Source organism: Anabaenopsis sp. NIES-4685 (assembly GCF_059725405.1).
This window is the reverse complement of record NZ_AP043602.1, coordinates 483,677-500,700: the sequence shown is the minus strand read 5'-3', so window position 1 is coordinate 500,700 and position 17,024 is coordinate 483,677. Positions and strand designations below refer to the sequence as shown.

Below are 17,024 nucleotides of genomic sequence, written 5' to 3'. Positions count from 1 at the left end.
GCTTTATAAGATGTGATTGGTTATTGTTATCTTTGATATTCCCTTTTTGGTATTGTACATATCCAAAAAAACTTTTCTTTTTTTTCCTCCAGATAGGGGAAGTTGTCCCAGAAGAGATGATAATAACCAAGTAAACCGCCGAGGTAAATTTGAAATACCTTTTGATTCTTGGTTGATAGCTTTAATCAAGGGATGGTTATATAATTCATTAACAAAGTTAATGATCCTATCATCATCTGAATCTTCTGCATCACCTGCTACAAGAATTTCAATGGATTTCTTTAGATGCACTGCCCGCCATTGTAAAACCGTAGAGATCATTTCCTGAATTTCGGAAGCTAGCAAACTGAAAATTAAGTAGATAAAAATTAAACCAATTGTTATATCTAAAATAAAAGCTAAACTCATTGACAATTTCCTCAACAGATAGTTAGCATACTCATCTTGCTAATATTTGTATCATTTCTACCAGCTAATTATTGTTAAATAAATTAAAGAACACTCAACTGAATTTCTCGAAAAATTATTTATGCACAGGGAAAATTGAGGTAACCTGAGAATTTAGGAATTATTCAAAATAGATATTCTGACTGATGGGTAACATTAGAGATGTATTCAGGTCTGGTGTGTAATCAAAACAGTAAGTAAAATCATGAGCAGAGAATATGCAAGAAAGAAGTTTTGTTTCGGACTATCTAGAAAAACAGCATCGCACGGTTAATCAATGGATTGATTGGGCATGGCTCATGGTATTACTGTTGGCCGCAGTCTTACTGTTTAGTATTAATCTGGGAGGATTATCCTTACGAGATGGGGATGAGGCTACTGTGGCGCAGGTTGCCAAGGAAATCTGGAGTGCTCCCCCGGGTTCCATGAGATGGCTCTATCCTACCTTACTAGGTGAACCCTATTATAACAAACCACCTTTGATACATTTGTTGATTGCTTGGGCTTATTCTTTGGGAGGCGTGAATGAATGGACTACACGCTTACCCGGCTCAATTTTGACAGCATTTTCTGTGCCATGGCTCTATTCTCTGAGTCGGGAGATATTTCGTCAACGTTGGGTAGCTATTTATAGCTCCTTGATTTATCTGACAATGCTCCCCGTAGTCCGTTATGGCAGATTGGCTATTTTAGATGGAGCGGTGGTAACCTTTTTTATCATCATGATTTGGTGCCTATTGCGATCGCGGCGGGATTTGCGTTACTGTCTTGGTATTGGAATTGCACTGGGATTAATTTGCTTCACTCAGGGGCTATTAGGCATATTACTGGGTGCGATCGCCATTGTCTTTCTATTTTGGGATACACCCAGATTGCTCACCAGTTTCTACTTCTGGATAGGAATCACCATTGGCATATTACCTGTGGCTGCTTGGTATAGTATGCAACTGTTGCACTATGGTTACAGTTTTGCTTCTGTTGTCCTGGTCAATCAATCATTAACCCCCATCAACACAGGCATTAACAGACATAATGCTCCACCCTGGTACTATGTCATGGAAATTCTCAAATGGACATGGCCCTGGTTAATTTTTTTGCCCCAAACTGCGCGCTTAATTTGGACAAATCTTAACCTTAGCTGGGCGAAACTCTTACTGGTATGGAGTATCGTCTATTTATTGATCATATCCTTTATGAGTATAAAACCACCTGAGTACTTATTAACCATTTACCCCAGTCTAGCCTTAGCTTTTGGCGCTGAGTTAGCAGAAATAGAAAATCTTCCTGTAGCATCATCCTATCCCCGTCTTTGGATAACCAGTTTGTCAATACTAGCTGTAGTGGCTTCTGCTGCTAGTATTTACTTCAGTGCCGGCACAGTAGAGAAAACAGATTTACAGCTGATTTTTGCAGCTGTGGCTCTGACCATGACTTTAGCTGCTATTTTAGCAGAACGAGGTAATGGGGAATTCCTGAAAATTTTACTTTGGGGAAGTTATATTTCTCTACTGCTATTAATGAAATCAAACTACTGGGCTTGGTAATCAGAAAATTGATTAATCTTGTTCTGGAATTTTCTCAGTGGTAGGAAGTTGCCCTTCATAGCTGGTATTTTGCTGCGTCATCGTGATCATAGTCAAGAAAATAGCCAGACCAACAGCCAACCCTAAGACAGGACGCTTGTTGAGAATAAAATCTCGTGTAATTCTAGCTAAAGGGCTACTTTGACGACGTAGAGACGAACAAAGCATTATTTGTTTAAGTATAAACGGATCACGGACATAATGGCCACTGCGACAGACTACTAGCCTTTGCTGACAATAAGGACAGCTAAACAAGCCCACATGAGACTGGGCTATTCTGTGCTTAGGATTTCTTTGACAAATTGGGCAACTAATATAATCCTTATCAAAGGTGTGTATATTCATCTACCTCCTCCGCTTAGTCCATTTACTAGCTCTATCTTAATGGAGCAAGAGGACTCCGGTTATAGTTCCATACTTAACCGGAGGTGAATTGCAACCACCTTATAACTAACGCGACAGCCTTTCATCTCTGCTCAGAGTAAATCATTAGTATTTGTCTAATGGTCAGTAGTCACTAGAAAAAATCAACAACTGACAACTGACAATTGATTATGCTGTAATCTCTATGGCTTCCATGTCTTCGGCAGCATCTGCATCTAGCTGTTTCAGACGAATATGTTTTTTCCCCAGTGTGATGAGAAACTCATCTCCTGGTTTGAGATTCATCTGTTTTGTATAAGCTGAACCTATAAGTAAATTACCATTTGATTGCACGCTAATTCTATAGCTAGCACTGCGCCCGCCACGTCCATTCGCACTGGGTGAACTGTCTAACTGAATGCCTTCCGCATCAATGAGGGCATCAAAAATTTCATCATATTCACACGCTCTATACCATTTTTGGTAATGGTATAGTAGCCGCACTGCTTGGCTTTTTCTTCTTTGCTCAGGGTTTCTAGCTCTTTAACTTTTTTGAGCAGTTCTTCACCCATTAGGGGTTCTATTTTTTTCAGTTTAGGCATCAACTTAGATGAAAAATGAATGGTTGGAGTAGTTGAATTGGATTTATTTTAGCTGACATCGAGCTAGTAGGAACAAAATCCTTGAGTTTTTATCTCAGCTTTCATAAGTATATTACACTCATAGATGAAATTGTTGCACAATTACCAACATTGTCAAGGGAATCTATTCTTTGGAATGCTCTTAACTATATCTAGTTTGTGAAGACTAGTAGATTATATTTGTTTAAGTTTCCTAAAGCCAGTCTCAAGGCTTATTTACTTAAATCCCTTGCTCATGAGAACAAAAGATGATATAGAAAACTGCTCATTTAATCCTGAGCATTAGTAATTATTCACCGGTCAGCGGTGAAGACAAAAGAACTGATAACTCATAAATAAACAAAACTCGTGACCATGAAACTAACTACCAAAGGACATTACAGTGTCAAGGCATTACTAGATTTAAGTTTACAGCCAGGTTATGGACCAGCACCAGTCAGAGCGATCGCACTTCGCCAAGATATCCCCGCGCCTTACCTTGAGAAGTTACTAATAGAAATGCGCCGGGCTGGATTAGTGAAATCAATTCGGGGTAGCATTGGTGGATACCAACTAGCATTAAAGCCGGCACAAATTTCTATAGGTCAAATTTTAGAGTCAGTTGGTGAAAATATGACTCGTTTACCACATCAGACCCCAAGCGCAGCCCAAACTGAAGATTGGGTAACATTCACTCTTTGGCAAAGACTCAACCAAAAGCTCAAAGAGGCTTTATACAGTATTACTCTGGCGGATCTTTATTATGATGCGCGTAGTTGGCAAGCTTCTCTTGGGGAAGAAGCTAGTTTTGTCGTTTAGTAATTGGTGATTCGCCTTCATATATAATGACATCATCTGTTATTTTGTTTCTTGCTGCACTATTAGATTACTTAATTGGCGATCCTTGGGGTTGGCCTCATCCAGTCCAAGTTATGGGGTGGGTAATTTCTCCCCTGACTAAATTTTTTCTCAAGGTCTGTCACAATTCTCTCGCTCAACGGATAGCTGGAATTATCTTAGCCATAACCTTAATAATTGGTAGCGGCTGTTTGGGTTGGTTAATAATTCAAACTGCCAAATGGCTCCATCCATTATGGGGAAATGTCTTAGAAACCATTATTTTAGCTAGTTGTTTTGCTTTGAAAAGTCTTCGGACTGCAGCACAGGAGGTTTTAAAACCATTAACAGCAGGAGATTTAGACTCAGCCCGTTATATTTTAAGTAATTATGTCGGTAGAGATTCACAACATCTCTCAGAACCAGAAATTTTGCGCGCTGTGTTAGAAACTGTCACAGAAAATGCTACAGATGGAGTTATGGCTCCACTTTTTTATGCCATTGTGGGCGCTTGTGTGCCGGGTGTGGGTTTAATTCCTCTGGCTTTGGCATACAAAGCTAGCAGTACCCTTGATTCCATGGTAGGTTATCGCCAAGCACCCTATACTTATATAGGGTGGTTTAGTGCCAGGCTAGAGGATTACTTAACTTGGCTACCTTGTCGCTTAACGGTGATTACTTTGGCTCTACTATCAGGTAAACCCTTATATGTTTGGCGAATATGTTGCCGCGATGCGGTAAAAGATCCCAGTCCTAACTCAGGCTGGAGCGAGTGTGCTTATGCTGCTATTTTGGGTGTGCAAATGGGCGGTACCAATTGGTATGGGGGAGTACCTCAACAAAAACCCCTCTTAGGAGATGTCATTCATCCCATTACCCCAACCGTAATTCACAATGCCTTATTGCTGACTCGATATTCTTTTTTGTTATGGTTATGCGTAGCGATCGCTATACCCCTAATTGCTAATACACTTAACTAATATGGATGAAATAGGGCATGGGGAGATTTTTTTCCCATAGCCTTGTACATGAGCGATTAGTGGCCTCTCTACCCATTCCCTAAACTATGTCTGCCAAAGTAGTTGAAATTCTTTCATCAGAAGACCTGCGTCGTACATTAACTCGCCTAGCGTCTCAGATTGTGGAAAAGTCCCGTGATTTATCCCAACTGGTACTCCTTGGTATTTATACCAGAGGGGCGCTCTTAGCAGAATTATTGGCACGTCAGATTGAGACACTCGAAGGTGTCAGCGTGGCAGTGGGAGCATTAGATATTACATTCTACCGAGATGATCTTGATAAAATTGGGTTAAGGACTCCGGCAAAAAGCAACATCCCTTTTGACCTCACAGGGAAGACAGTTGTGTTAGTAGATGATGTGATTTTTAAAGGTCGCACAGTTCGCGCCGCTTTGAATGCAGTGACTGAGTATGGTAGACCCGAAGTGATCCGCTTGGCTGTTTTAGTAGACAGGGGTCATAGAGAAGTACCAATTCACCCAGATTTTATTGGTAAGCAACTACCTACCGCCAAAGAAGAAATAGTAAAAGTTTACTTACAAGATTGGGATGGCAAAGATGCAGTTGAGTTGATGGCAGCAAATAACTAGAAATCCTGCCAGTAGCAATTGGTACCCAGTTATCAATGGTGTTCACCCCCTAAGTTGTTGGCAAAACTTGCCGTAATGCCCCTAAAAGTCGGTCAACGCTTTCTGGACGACTATTAAAACCCATTAGTCCCACCCGCCAAACTTGACCGGCTAGTTCACCTAGACCACCGCCAATCTCAATGTTATGTTCATTGAGTAACTGCCGAGCGATCGCTTTACCATCTACTCCCGTAGGAATACGCACAGTAGTCAAAGTTGGTAACCGATACTCCTTCTCAACGTGCATAGTTAATCCTAAATCTTCTAAGCCTTCCCAGAGATACTCGGCATTTTCTTGATGACGCTGCCAACAATTAGCTAATCCCTCTTCTGCCACTAAACGCAGTGCTTCCCGCAAGCCATAATACAGACTAATCGGTGCTGTGTGGTGATAGGTGCGTTCATTCCCCCAATATTTACCCAATAATGACATATCTAAATACCAGTTTGTCACCTTTGTAGAGCGCTGCTGCAATTTGTCCACAGCACGAGAGCTCATAGTAAAAGGTGAAGCACCCGGAGAACAACCCAATCCTTTTTGACTACAACTATAAGCTAAGTCAACTCCCCAGGCATCCAAAAATATAGGCACACCGCCCAGACTGGTCACCGTATCTACCAACAGCAAAGTCCCAAATTCACGACATACCTCAGCCACTCCTTCTAAAGGTTGACGTGCTCCGGTAGATGTTTCAGCGTGAACCAAAGCCAGAATTGCCGGACGATGTTGTTCTACAGCCATGCGGATTTCATCAAGGCTGAAAACTTGCCCCCAAGGCTTAGTAATAGTGCGCACATCCGCACCATATCGCCCAGCCATATCCACAAGGCGATTACCGAAGTAACCAGCTACACCAATCAAAACTACATCACCTGGTGCTGTAGCATTGGCGATGGTTGCTTCCATTGCCGCTGAACCAGTACCACTAACTGCTATGGTGTGGTGGTTTTCTGTCTGCCATACGTACCGGAGTAGAGATTGAATCTCATCCATCAGTTCCAGAAAAGCCGGGTCAAGATGCCCCACCAGTGAGTGATTCATAGCTTGAAGAACAGCGGGATGGGCATTGGATCGAGCCTGGACCGAATAGCAGACGCAATGGAATTTCTAGAGGTTTAAGTTGTAAGTGCTGACTGTTGTTAATTGAAATCATGGCTATCATAATTTATTTTCGCTGATACTTTGTTACTAATATTTGCCAATAAATAAATAGATAAGTTAAAAAGCCAAATTACCTTTTAACCAAGGCTCGACGGTACTGAGCCAAAATCATTGAAAAACCAGAAACTTCACAGCATTACTAACTGTTCTCTTGATCTTTTATCCGGATGCGACGCTCAAACAGCTCCTTAATGAGCAGCGTTGCACCAGCAAGCCCAGCTAAAACCACCGAAGCTGCAAAAGCACTTTGGGAATCGTAATTGCGGTAAGCCCCTTCCACATACAGAGTCAGAGTTTGGGTACGGCCAATTAAATTACTAGAGACGACAGCAATAGCACCATATTCTCCCATAGCGCGAGCCGTGGTAAGAATAATACCATAGAACAATCCCCAGCGAATAGAAGGTAATGTCACCCGCCAGAAAGTCTGCCATTCACCAGCCCCCAAGGTTTTGGCAGCTTCTTCTTCTTGAGTTCCCACTTCTTCCAAAATAGGGATGACTTCACGAGCCACAAAAGGCATACCCCCCATCATAGTTGCCAGAGCAATACCGGGGAAGGAAAAGATAATCTTGATGTCCAGAGACTGTAGCACAGATCCAAGTAGCCCATTGCGTCCGTAGAGGGAAACCAACATTAAACCTGTGACAATGGGGGAAATTGAAAATGGCAAGTCAATAATACTGAGTAACAAAGTGCGCCCTCGAAACCGCCGGCGGGCGATTACCCAAGCTGCACACAAACCAAAAATTACATTTAGTGGTACAGCTACTGCCACAGCCATGGCTGTGAGGCGCAAAGCCTGAGTAAAATCCGGGTCGATAAGAGTGGCGAAAAACGGGGCGATACCCCGGCTAAAGGCTCCAATGAATACATAAAGGGTCGGGAGAAGTAACACCAGCGCTAAATAAGTGATTACTGCGGCAATCAAAGCAAATTTACCCCACTCTCTATCCTTCTGGGAGTTGACCAATCTTGGTAAAGACTGGCTAGATTTAGGTTCAACCGTCATAACTTTGCCTCCAAGCTTGCAGTAAGTTGACCATCAGCAACAGTACCAAGGAAATCAGCAGTAACACCGTACCAATCGCGGTAGCCCCGGCTATGTCGTTTTGTTCCAGGCGTTGGAATACTAAAATGGGGGCAATTAAGTCTTGATAGGGAATATTAGCGGCAATCAAAACCACCGAGCCATATTCTCCCACTGCCCTAGCAAAAGCTTGGGTTGTACCCGTGAGGATAGCAGGTATAAGTGGTGGTAGCACCACCCGCCAACAAGTTTCCCAGCGGGAAGCCCCCAGAGACCAGGCAGCTTCTTCGATAGTATAATCTAGCTCTTGCAGTACAGGCTGAACGCTACGAACGACAAAAGGCACAGAAATAAACACCATTGCCACCGCTACCCCCAAGCGAGTAAAGGAGACTCTGATGCCCAAGGGGGAGAGAAATGAGCCAATCCAGCCCTGCTCACTGTAAACAGTAGCTAGAGTAATACCTGCAACTGCTGTGGGTAGGGCAAAGGGCAGGTCAATGACGGCATCTAAAACCCGTTTAAAGGGGAAATCATAGCGCACCAGCACCCATGCAGTAGCGGTACCAGCAACGCAGTTAATAGCAGCGGCCAAGAAGGCAGTACCAAACGTGATGGTGTAGGTTGACAGGGCAACGGGATCGGTAGCTAGCCGCCAGAATTCCCCCGGTGAAAGGGTTGCAGCCCGCAGCATCAAGGCGGCTACAGGTAACAGCAGGACTACGGATAGATAGGTAATGGTGATGTCCCAGGGCAAAGAAAACCGCTTCAGCTTTTGCAGGGCGAGGGGGAAGGTGGACTGTGAGTTGGAAACTGTCATGGCTTCAGGATAGAACTTAGCCCTAAGGTCGGGCAATATTGGCTTGGATATCGTCAAAGATTGCACCATCGGCAAAGAATTTCGGGCTGACTTGGCTCCAACCGCCAAAATCCTCGATGGTGAACAGGTTTGAGATTTGGGGATAAGTATCGGCAAATTCCGCGACTACTTCTGGTACTACTGGTCGGAAGCCTACTTTGGCAAATTCCCGCTGGGCTGCGGGGGTAAAGAGAAACTGTACAAAGGCTTCTGCTACTTCCCGGTTACCTCGCTGATCAACATAGCTATCAACTACGGCAATGGGATTATCAATGGAGATATTAATGTCGGGAACTATGTAGGGTAAATTCTGTCCCTGTTGTTTAGCTAAGATGAGTTCGTTCTCATAGTTGATCAATACATCTCCCTGTTTTTGGGCGAAAAAAGCATCAGTAGCTTCACGGGCATCTCTGGGTAGAACGGGCACGTTAGCATAAACCTTAGTCACAAAGTCTTGGGCTTGTTCTTCAGTGCCGCCTGTTTGGGTCACTCTTCCCCACAAAGCCATGTAATTCCAACGAGCGCCACCAGATGTTTTGGGGTTAGCAGTAATCACACTGACATCATCCCTGGCTAAGTCTTCCCAGTCTTGAATATTTTTGGGGTTGCCTTCCCGGGTAACTATAACCCCTACGGAACGGTAGGCAATGCCGTCGCCGTTGGGTGTCTTTTTCTCCCAGCCTGGTTTAATTAGCCCGGCTTCCTGGAGTTGCTGAGTGTCTGCTGATAGTGCTAGGGCGACAATATCCGCTTCTAAACCGTCAATGACGGCGCGGGTTTGGGAGCCTGACCCGCCGTAGCTCTGGCCAAAGGTGACTATCTCTCCGGTTTTTTCTCGCCAGTATTCAACAAATAGGGGAATAATCTTTTTGTACGCAGCACGGGTGACAGCGTAGCTCACTAGAGTTAGTTCTTTTCTGCCGGTGTTAGCACTATTACTAGGAGAGCAAGCGGCGATCGCACTACTTAAACACACTACTATTAAAAATAGCGCAATATATCTTTTTAAAGGCTGCCTTTGCCATCGATTCCAATTATGCACCCACATACCGGTTTGAGACTCCTAAATTTCTCTGTGTCAGGGAGTAATGTAGCATTTTTTACCCCTTCTCTGCTCTCTTAATTTAATCTATCAAGTTACAGTATTTTGATATTAGTTATAAATCATACACATATTACCATGGAATAGCAAGACAATCTCCAAAATCCCAATCAAGAATATGGTGATTAGCCATGTTTTTCCTCTGTGTTCCCTGTGCCTGTGGGGTTCGTGATTAAAAACTATTAAAAACTTAAGTGTTCGGGCATTTATAGCAATGGACAGGGCGCTGGGGACATGATAAAATTACCAAACCATTTCGGAGTAAGTATTTTTACTTTTTAATTTTGCTATAATCTCCTTAACCTAAACCTTTCCAAACCTCCGATCTCGTTGCTGGTAGGCAAACAAAGCGCGGTGAAACTCAGTGCGGTCAAAATCTGGCCACAGAGCATCAGTAATATAAATTTCCCCGTAAGCCATTTGCCAAAGCAGAAAATTAGAAAGTCGCATTTCGCCACTGGTGCGGATTAATAAATCCGGGTCAGTAATTCCTGCTGTGTAGAGGTGAGCCTCAAACAACTGTTCATCAATTTGATCAGGTTTAAGGACACCTTGCTGTACCTTTTGGGCGATCGCCCGGCAGGCTTGTAAAATTTCCTGGCGTCCCCCATAATTAGTAGCTACAGTAAACCGAATACCGCGATTATTGCGAGTTTCTGCCATTGAGCGGGAGATTTCAGCTTGCAGCGATGGAGGTAGAGCATCCAAATTCCCGACAAACTGGATTTGAACATTCTCCTGGAGCATTTCCCGAAGTTCTTGGCGGAGAACCCTTTGAAACAAAGTCATCAAAAAATCTACCTCTTCCTGGGGTCTTTTCCAGTTTTCGGTAGAAAAAGCATAAGCCGTTAGTGCCTGAATCCCCCAGTCTTTGCAACAGCGCAACAAATCCTTGAGCGCATCCACTCCGCGCTTATGTCCCATAATTCTGGGTAGACCTTGACGTTTAGCCCATCGACCATTGCCATCCATAATCACTGCGACGTGCTTTGGCAGTAGTTCTCGTTTTAAGTCAGAAGGTAAAAATTGCAGTTGAGTTTGTTGTGCTGTCATTTTTTATTTCGAGAAGCGGTCGATGGTAATCCAAGTAAACCTGAAATTATTACTATTGCTTTACTACCTATCTGACGACCCCAACCTAAGAGACTAGGAGCAACAGCTTCCCGGTCTACAGTGGTTGATAATCGAGCCTCTAAGGACTCCTTGAGTGTCCTAATCGTCAGTGGTCTATTGAGAGTTCCTCGTTCCGCTAAGGAAATAGAACCCGTTTCTTCTGATACAACCACACAGATACAATTTTCTACCCGCTCAGTGATCCCCATGGCTGCCCGGTGGCGTGTTCCCAACTGGCGGGAGGCCGTGCGTCCCGAAAGTGGTAGAATTATACCAGATGATACAATACGCGAGCCACGGATTAAGGTTGCCCCATCGTGGAGTAAAGTTTTCGGCTGAAAAATAGTCTGTATAAGTTCCTTAGAAACATCAGCATTTAGCTTAACTCCAGGGACAGAAAAATCCCGCTCGTGAATTGGACCTGTGGTTTCCAAAATCAGCAAAGCCCCTATGCGGTTTTTTGAAAGTTCTTTGACCGCATCAACAATTTCATCAATTACACTATCAGAGTTGGGGATGGTTAAACTGGATGGTTTAAATAACTGCTGAAATTCACCGCGTCCCACCTGCTCCAAAAATCGGCGAAATTCAGACTGGAGAGCCACAGCCATTGCTACAGCGCAGCCAATCACTAACTTTTCCAAAACAAAATTGAGCAGAGGGAAACCCATTCTGCCACTGAGTACTGAAGCTAGCATTAAGATAATAAAACCCCGCACCATCCACAGTGTTCGGCGCTCACTAATAATAACTAGTATCATGTAGGTCAGCGCTAACACCAACAAGATATCCAGAGTCCCAAGCAGCAAGGACTGCGACCATCCCAGGTTTGTCAGCCATTGCTTCCACCAATCTCTCATGACATCTGGATTACTCTTTGTTATCCCTCAATATTCTGTCATTTTGCTGTTATTTTCATGCCCCAAAGGTTAACCCTTGAGGAAACAGCAAGTGTTGAGTCATTAGCTATTAGTGATATTTTCCTAGCTAGTGACTATACAAACCGGTTATTAGTTCTGCACGTTGAAACCTGTCTGGTAGACAATCTTGTCGAATCAAGTCGTGATAACTTTCGCGCCGCAAAATTAAATTTGCTTCCCCATTGGCTACTACAACGGCAGCCGGGCGGGGTAAGCGATTATAGTTTGATGACATACTGTAATTGTACGCACCAGTCCCCATGATTACGAGTATATCCCCTGGTTGAGTTTCCGGCAGTTGGGCATTTTTAATCAGAATATCCCCTGATTCACAATGCTTACCAGCTATTGTCACTGTTTGGGTGAGGGGAGCAGACATCTTGTTAGCGACTACTGCTCGATAAACTGACTGGTAAGTAATGGGTCGGGGATTATCAGACATCCCACCGTCAACTGTCACGTAGGTACGAATGTCGGGCACAACCTTTGATGATCCCATAGTATAGGCTGTGACGCACGCTGTGGCAATCAGCGATCGCCCTGGTTCACATAACAATTTTGGCAAAGGGAGATTTTCGGCAGTACAAGCTGCTTGTATAACTTCACAAATCGCCTTTACCCATTCTGTAATACTGGGGGGATCATCAGATTCAGTGTACCTAATTCCTAAACCACCGCCCACATTTAATTCTGTGACGCTTAAACCATAATTTGCCGCCTTTTTTAACCACTGCACCATGACAGCAGCCAAATCTCGATGGGGTTGGCGTTCAAAAATTTGGGAACCAATGTGAGCATGTAACCCAACGCAGTTTAAAGAAGGTTGCTGACTGACAAAGGTAAATACTTCGTCCAAATCATTAGGGTCAAAGCCAAATTTACTATCTAAATGTCCCGTGCGAATGTATTCGTGGGTATGGCATTCAATTCCTGGGGTTAACCGCAACATCACCCGGATGGGGGTGGATGTCCCCGGTGCTGGTTCTGCCATCTTTACCAAGGTATGCAGTTCTTGCCAGTTATCTGCCACAATGGTGCTACCAGACTCTATAGCTAAAAGCAGTTCTTCATGAGATTTATTATTGCCATGGAGGTAGAGTTTCTCCGGGTTCACACCGGCACTTATAGCTGTATATAATTCCCCTCCCGAAACTACATCTATACCTAATCCTTCCGATGCTGCGATCGCGCAAACTGCTAAACAGTTCCAGGCTTTGGATGCGTATAGTACCTGAGATTCACCCTGGTAATATTTTTTAAATGTATCTCGATATTGCTGACAAGCTAAACGCAGGGTTTCTTCATCTAAAATATACAAAGGTGAACCAAACTGCTCCACCAGGGTTTTGACATCACACCCACCAATTTCTAGGATGTCCTGACTGTTAAGTTTGGCGGTAACTGGTAAAAGTTCCTGGTTGGGGGAAACATTGATGTTTTCACGTCCTTGAATTTGAGGTAAATATTGACTACCAGCATATTGAACGCCAGTGGGGTGAGTGGATACCATAGTTTTTATAAATTGTCCTTGCTCAAAGTTGAAATTTTTTTGGGCGTGCGGGTCATTCAGCGTCCCGATTTTCAGTTTAACCAAAATAGCGTGGAAACAGGAGATATGCCTAGGTTCAGTTGACGGCGCTTTTTTCCCCTCAAGGATGTTTCAATCTTCATATTTATTTACCCATTCGCCATTAACGTGATCTTATTAGACTTAAAACTGAAATCCCTGACTTTAAATGATCTAACTGCCATCCTGGAACTAGATCAAGCCTGTTTTGGCGGTCTGTGGACTATGGATGGCTATCAACGAGAGTTAAACAGTCCTAACAGTGTATTATTAGGTTTATTTTCCCCGGTTTATGGGTCAAAACTGCTAGGAATGGGGTGCTTTTGGGCAATCTTAGAAGAAGCACACATTACAATTTTGGCAATTCATCCCCAATATCACCGTCAAGGTTTGGGACAGGCTTTACTGTATTCTCTACTTCAAACCGCAAGCGATCGCGGACTGGAGCGAGCCACCCTGGAAGTCCGCGCTTCTAATTTGGCGGCCATATCCTTATATGAAAAATTTGGCTTTAAGATAGCCGGACGGCGGCGGGGTTATTACCAGGATAATGGAGAGGATGCTAAGGTGTTGTGGCTGTCAGATTTACAATCTCCGCAAGCAGAAACTTTGGAGAATTGGCATACTACTGTGGTCTATGGGTTAAGGAAATCTTTTTGGCAAATGCGTTGACTCATGGGTGATTATGCCTAGCTAAACCCGGATGAGGATCACATTAGGGAGAAAAAATTCATGTTTTTGCTGCTATGTACTATTAAAATATTTAATCAATAATTTTTTTAAATTTAAAATAAATTATTAGTCCAGCATATTCTTGAATAGAGACTGATAAGTATGTTATAAGTCTATATTTGGAAATAGTTAAATAAAAGCCTAAGCATAGCGGCTTGCTGGATAGTTGTAAAGCAGGGAAACACTAGTAAAATCAAGCCCCTAAGTATAGCAACCATAAAAAAAGTAATAAAAAACTAACAATTAAGCCAGGATGTGGGGCGAAATTTTTTCGTGGCCTATAATCTTTATACAGGCATCCAAAAGCAGAGCCTGTGCTAAAATCAGCATACCGGCACGACGCAGGTGATGGGAAAAATGCCATGTTTGAACGCTTCACAGAAAAAGCCATTAAGGTAATCATGCTGGCCCAAGAAGAGGCCCGCCGCTTAGGTCACAACTTCGTGGGAACCGAACAGATCCTCCTAGGTCTGATTGGGGAAGGTACGGGAGTTGCGGCTAAAGTGTTGAAATCAATGGGTGTCAATCTCAAAGATGCCCGGATTGAGGTAGAAAAAATCATAGGCCGGGGTTCGGGCTTTGTGGCCGTGGAAATTCCGTTTACGCCACGGGCAAAGCGTGTACTAGAGCTATCCTTGGAAGAAGCGCGCCAATTAGGGCATAACTACATTGGCACCGAGCATCTGCTGTTGGGCCTGATCCGGGAAGGGGAAGGTGTAGCAGCCAGGGTGCTAGAAAACCTAGGGGTAGATTTATCTAAGGTACGAACCCAAGTGATCCGAATGCTCGGAGAAACAGCAGAGGTTTCAGCCACAGGGCGATCGGGACGCACCAAAACTCCCACCTTGGATGAGTTTGGCTCGAATTTAACCCAAATGGCGACGGACAACAAGCTAGACCCAGTTGTAGGACGCGCTAAAGAAATTGAGCGTGTGATCCAAATTTTGGGGCGCCGGACTAAAAATAATCCAGTATTAATCGGTGAACCAGGGGTAGGGAAAACAGCGATCGCCGAAGGTCTAGCATCCCGCATAGCTAACAGGGATGTTCCCGACATCCTAGAAGATAAGCGGGTGGTAACCCTAGATATCGGCTTGCTAGTAGCAGGTACCAAGTACCGGGGTGAGTTTGAAGAACGCCTCAAGAAAATCATGGATGAAATCCGCTCGGCGGGTAATGTCATCCTGGTAATTGACGAGGTACACACTCTCATCGGTGCTGGTGCTGCAGAAGGGGCTATTGATGCAGCTAATATCCTCAAGCCGGCTTTGGCTAGGGGTGAGTTACAGTGTATTGGCGCTACGACTTTAGATGAGTACCGCAAGCACATTGAGCGAGATGCAGCTCTAGAGCGACGCTTCCAACCGGTGATGGTGGGAGAACCTTCTGTAGATGAAACCATTGAAATCCTGCACGGGTTGCGCGAACGCTATGAGCAACACCACAAGCTGAAAATCTCTGATGAGGCTTTGGTGGCGGCAGCAAAATTATCTGACCGTTACATTAGCGATCGCTATCTACCAGATAAGGCTATCGATTTAATTGACGAGGCTGGTTCTAGGGTACGTTTAATGAACTCCCAATTACCACCCGCAGCTAAAGAGTTAGACAAAGAACTACGGCAAATCTTAAAAGAAAAAGACGAAGCTGTCCGCTCCCAAGACTTTGACAAAGCTGGGGAACTGCGCGATCGCGAAATGGAAATCAAAGCCGAAATTCGCGCCATCGCCCAAGGTAAAACTAATACCTCTACCGGCCCAAGTGATAGCGCCCGGATCCCAGCCGTTGAGCCTGTAGTCGGCGAAGAGGACATTGCTCACATTGTGGCTTCCTGGACTGGCGTACCAGTGAACAAGCTTACGGAATCAGAATCCGAAAAGCTGCTGCACATGGAAGATACCTTACATCAGCGGTTAATCGGTCAAGAAGATGCGGTGAAAGCTGTTTCCCGCGCCATTCGCCGCGCTCGTGTCGGTTTGAAGAATCCTAACCGACCCATCGCTAGTTTTGTCTTCTCCGGTCCAACTGGGGTAGGTAAAACTGAGTTGGCTAAGTCCTTGGCTTCCTACTTCTTCGGTTCTGAAGAAGCAATGATTCGCCTGGATATGTCGGAATACATGGAACGCCACACCGTTAGTAAGTTGATTGGTTCGCCTCCTGGTTATGTTGGTTACAACGAAGGCGGTCAGTTAACTGAAGCTGTGCGTCGCCGACCCTATACTGTGGTGCTATTCGACGAAATCGAAAAAGCTCACCCCGATGTCTTCAATATGCTGCTGCAAATTCTCGAAGACGGTCGGTTAACAGATGCGAAAGGTCGCACGGTGGACTTTAAGAACACTTTGTTAATTCTGACTTCTAACATAGGTTCTAAGGTAATTGAAAAAGGCGGCGGCGGTATCGGCTTTGAATTCGCTGATGATGCGACGGAGACTCAATACAACCGCATTCGCTCTCTGGTGAATGAAGAACTCAAGCAGTACTTCCGTCCTGAATTCCTCAACCGTCTGGATGAAATTATCGTCTTCCGTCAATTGAGTAAGGCTGAGGTGACGGAAATCGCCGAAATCATGCTCAAGGAAGTATTTGGTCGTCTGACTGAAAAGGGTATCACTTTAGAGGTGAGCGATCGCTTTAAGGACAGACTAATTCAAGAGGGTTACAGTCCCAGCTACGGCGCTAGGCCATTACGTCGAGCTATCATGCGCTTATTAGAAGATAGCCTAGCTGAAGAAATTCTCTCTGGTCGCATTAAGGATGGTGATACAGCCTTAGTTGATGTTGACGAGAGTGGTAACGTTCAAGTTAGTGCTGGACAGCGCCGCGAGTTATTAACTCAGGGTGTTGATTCCTAGTTAGAAACTATAAAAGTTAAATCAGCGGTGGGGAATTTTGGTTCTCTACCGTTTTTTTTGTGAAGCACCAGGTACAAGAGAAAGAAAGGAGGGTTTTGTGGTAACCTAATTTCGGATCAGGTATATGGAATAATGTAACTAATTCTAGTTGCAAAATTTTTCTGAGGACAGATAATGGAAGTAAGC

General features: G+C 44.2%; 13 protein-coding genes and 3 pseudogenes. 6 read left to right on the top strand and 10 right to left on the bottom strand.

Annotation, left to right across the window (positions count from 1 at the left end; all coding sequences use genetic code 11):
- Positions 1 to 3 precede the first annotated feature (3 nt).
- Positions 4 to 408 carry a hypothetical protein gene (locus AC6IZ0_RS02315; protein WP_497724917.1) on the bottom strand — a complete coding sequence of 135 codons (405 nt, stop codon included), beginning with the start codon at positions 406 to 408 and terminating at the stop codon, positions 4 to 6.
- Between the two features lie 257 nt (positions 409 to 665).
- On the opposite strand from AC6IZ0_RS02315, the pseudogene AC6IZ0_RS02310 reads away from it, so the two are divergent.
- Positions 666 to 1,988 (top strand): annotated as a pseudogene (locus AC6IZ0_RS02310) (ArnT family glycosyltransferase); the annotation flags it as partial.
- Positions 1,989 to 2,003: 15 nt separating this feature from the next.
- Here the strand turns inward: AC6IZ0_RS02310 and AC6IZ0_RS02305 are convergent.
- Both AC6IZ0_RS02305 and AC6IZ0_RS02300 read right to left on the bottom strand, forming a co-directional pair.
- On the bottom strand, positions 2,004 to 2,375 hold the full coding sequence (locus tag AC6IZ0_RS02305) for a hypothetical protein (protein WP_271731096.1): 372 nt from the start codon (positions 2,373 to 2,375) through the stop codon (positions 2,004 to 2,006).
- A 207-nt stretch (positions 2,376 to 2,582) separates the two neighbouring features.
- Positions 2,583 to 2,995: pseudogene (locus AC6IZ0_RS02300) on the bottom strand (AbrB family transcriptional regulator).
- A gap of 393 nt (positions 2,996 to 3,388) precedes the next feature.
- Between AC6IZ0_RS02300 and AC6IZ0_RS02295 the strand changes: the two are divergent.
- The 3 genes from AC6IZ0_RS02295 to pyrR all read left to right on the top strand — a co-directional run bounded on the left by AC6IZ0_RS02295 (position 3,389) and on the right by pyrR (position 5,459).
- A complete protein-coding gene (locus AC6IZ0_RS02295; RefSeq protein WP_271731091.1) occupies positions 3,389 to 3,832 on the top strand; it encodes an Rrf2 family transcriptional regulator in 444 nt (147 codons plus the stop codon).
- Between the two features lie 26 nt (positions 3,833 to 3,858).
- Complete coding sequence (gene cbiB, locus AC6IZ0_RS02290) at positions 3,859 to 4,830, top strand: adenosylcobinamide-phosphate synthase CbiB (protein WP_280792220.1); 972 nt, start codon at positions 3,859 to 3,861, stop codon at positions 4,828 to 4,830.
- An 86-nt stretch (positions 4,831 to 4,916) separates the two neighbouring features.
- Complete coding sequence (pyrR, locus tag AC6IZ0_RS02285) at positions 4,917 to 5,459, top strand: bifunctional pyr operon transcriptional regulator/uracil phosphoribosyltransferase PyrR (protein ID WP_200987724.1); 543 nt, start codon at positions 4,917 to 4,919, stop codon at positions 5,457 to 5,459.
- Positions 5,460 to 5,508: 49 nt separating this feature from the next.
- On the opposite strand, the pseudogene AC6IZ0_RS02280 reads toward pyrR, so the two are convergent.
- The 7 genes and pseudogenes from AC6IZ0_RS02280 to lysA form a co-directional block, all read right to left on the bottom strand.
- A pseudogene (locus AC6IZ0_RS02280) lies at positions 5,509 to 6,661 on the bottom strand (alanine--glyoxylate aminotransferase family protein).
- 138 nt (positions 6,662 to 6,799) lie between these two features.
- A complete protein-coding gene (cysW, locus tag AC6IZ0_RS02275) occupies positions 6,800 to 7,672 on the bottom strand; it encodes a sulfate ABC transporter permease subunit CysW (protein WP_280792218.1) in 873 nt (290 codons plus the stop codon).
- The gene (gene cysT / locus AC6IZ0_RS02270) at positions 7,662 to 8,510 is read right to left on the bottom strand and encodes a sulfate ABC transporter permease subunit CysT (RefSeq protein ID WP_497724916.1); all 849 of its coding nucleotides are present in this window, start codon (positions 8,508 to 8,510) and stop codon (positions 7,662 to 7,664) included. The genes cysW and cysT overlap by 11 nt, the downstream gene beginning before the upstream one ends.
- A 22-nt stretch (positions 8,511 to 8,532) precedes the next feature.
- A complete protein-coding gene (locus tag AC6IZ0_RS02265) occupies positions 8,533 to 9,597 on the bottom strand; it encodes a sulfate ABC transporter substrate-binding protein (protein ID WP_497724914.1) in 1,065 nt (354 codons plus the stop codon).
- Positions 9,598 to 9,954: 357 nt separating this feature from the next.
- Positions 9,955 to 10,704 carry an undecaprenyl pyrophosphate synthase gene (gene uppS / locus AC6IZ0_RS02260; protein ID WP_271731080.1) on the bottom strand — a complete coding sequence of 250 codons (750 nt, stop codon included), beginning with the start codon at positions 10,702 to 10,704 and terminating at the stop codon, positions 9,955 to 9,957.
- Entirely contained in the window at positions 10,701 to 11,624 is a 924-nt protein-coding gene (cdaA, locus tag AC6IZ0_RS02255; protein ID WP_271731079.1) for a diadenylate cyclase CdaA, read from the bottom strand. The genes uppS and cdaA overlap by 4 nt, the downstream gene beginning before the upstream one ends.
- 127 nt (positions 11,625 to 11,751) lie before the next feature.
- The gene (gene lysA, locus AC6IZ0_RS02250; protein WP_497724913.1) at positions 11,752 to 13,194 is read right to left on the bottom strand and encodes a diaminopimelate decarboxylase; all 1,443 of its coding nucleotides are present in this window, start codon (positions 13,192 to 13,194) and stop codon (positions 11,752 to 11,754) included.
- Between the two features lie 186 nt (positions 13,195 to 13,380).
- On the opposite strand from lysA, the gene rimI reads away from it, so the two are divergent.
- Both rimI and AC6IZ0_RS02240 read left to right on the top strand, forming a co-directional pair.
- Positions 13,381 to 13,923: a ribosomal protein S18-alanine N-acetyltransferase gene (gene rimI / locus AC6IZ0_RS02245; RefSeq protein WP_271731076.1), complete on the top strand. Its 543-nt coding sequence runs from the start codon at positions 13,381 to 13,383 to the stop codon at positions 13,921 to 13,923.
- 422 nt (positions 13,924 to 14,345) lie between these two features.
- Positions 14,346 to 16,838 (top strand): ATP-dependent Clp protease ATP-binding subunit, encoded by a 2,493-nt coding sequence (locus AC6IZ0_RS02240; RefSeq protein ID WP_497725980.1) that lies wholly within the window; start codon positions 14,346 to 14,348, stop codon positions 16,836 to 16,838.
- Positions 16,839 to 17,024 lie beyond the last annotated feature (186 nt).

Coding starts and splice junctions, on each gene's coding strand:
- AC6IZ0_RS02315 (WP_497724917.1), bottom strand. CDS start 408: ATGAGTTTAGCTTTTATTTTAGATATAACAATTGGTTTAATTTTTATC.
- AC6IZ0_RS02305 (WP_271731096.1), bottom strand. CDS start 2,375: ATGAATATACACACCTTTGATAAGGATTATATTAGTTGCCCAATTTGT.
- AC6IZ0_RS02295 (WP_271731091.1), top strand. CDS start 3,389: ATGAAACTAACTACCAAAGGACATTACAGTGTCAAGGCATTACTAGAT.
- cbiB (WP_280792220.1), top strand. CDS start 3,859: ATGACATCATCTGTTATTTTGTTTCTTGCTGCACTATTAGATTACTTA.
- pyrR (WP_200987724.1), top strand. CDS start 4,917: ATGTCTGCCAAAGTAGTTGAAATTCTTTCATCAGAAGACCTGCGTCGT.
- cysW (WP_280792218.1), bottom strand. CDS start 7,672: ATGACGGTTGAACCTAAATCTAGCCAGTCTTTACCAAGATTGGTCAAC.
- cysT (WP_497724916.1), bottom strand. CDS start 8,510: ATGACAGTTTCCAACTCACAGTCCACCTTCCCCCTCGCCCTGCAAAAG.
- AC6IZ0_RS02265 (WP_497724914.1), bottom strand. CDS start 9,597: ATGTGGGTGCATAATTGGAATCGATGGCAAAGGCAGCCTTTAAAAAGA.
- uppS (WP_271731080.1), bottom strand. CDS start 10,704: ATGACAGCACAACAAACTCAACTGCAATTTTTACCTTCTGACTTAAAA.
- cdaA (WP_271731079.1), bottom strand. CDS start 11,624: ATGAGAGATTGGTGGAAGCAATGGCTGACAAACCTGGGATGGTCGCAG.
- lysA (WP_497724913.1), bottom strand. CDS start 13,194: ATGGTATCCACTCACCCCACTGGCGTTCAATATGCTGGTAGTCAATAT.
- AC6IZ0_RS02240 (WP_497725980.1), top strand. CDS start 14,346: ATGTTTGAACGCTTCACAGAAAAAGCCATTAAGGTAATCATGCTGGCC.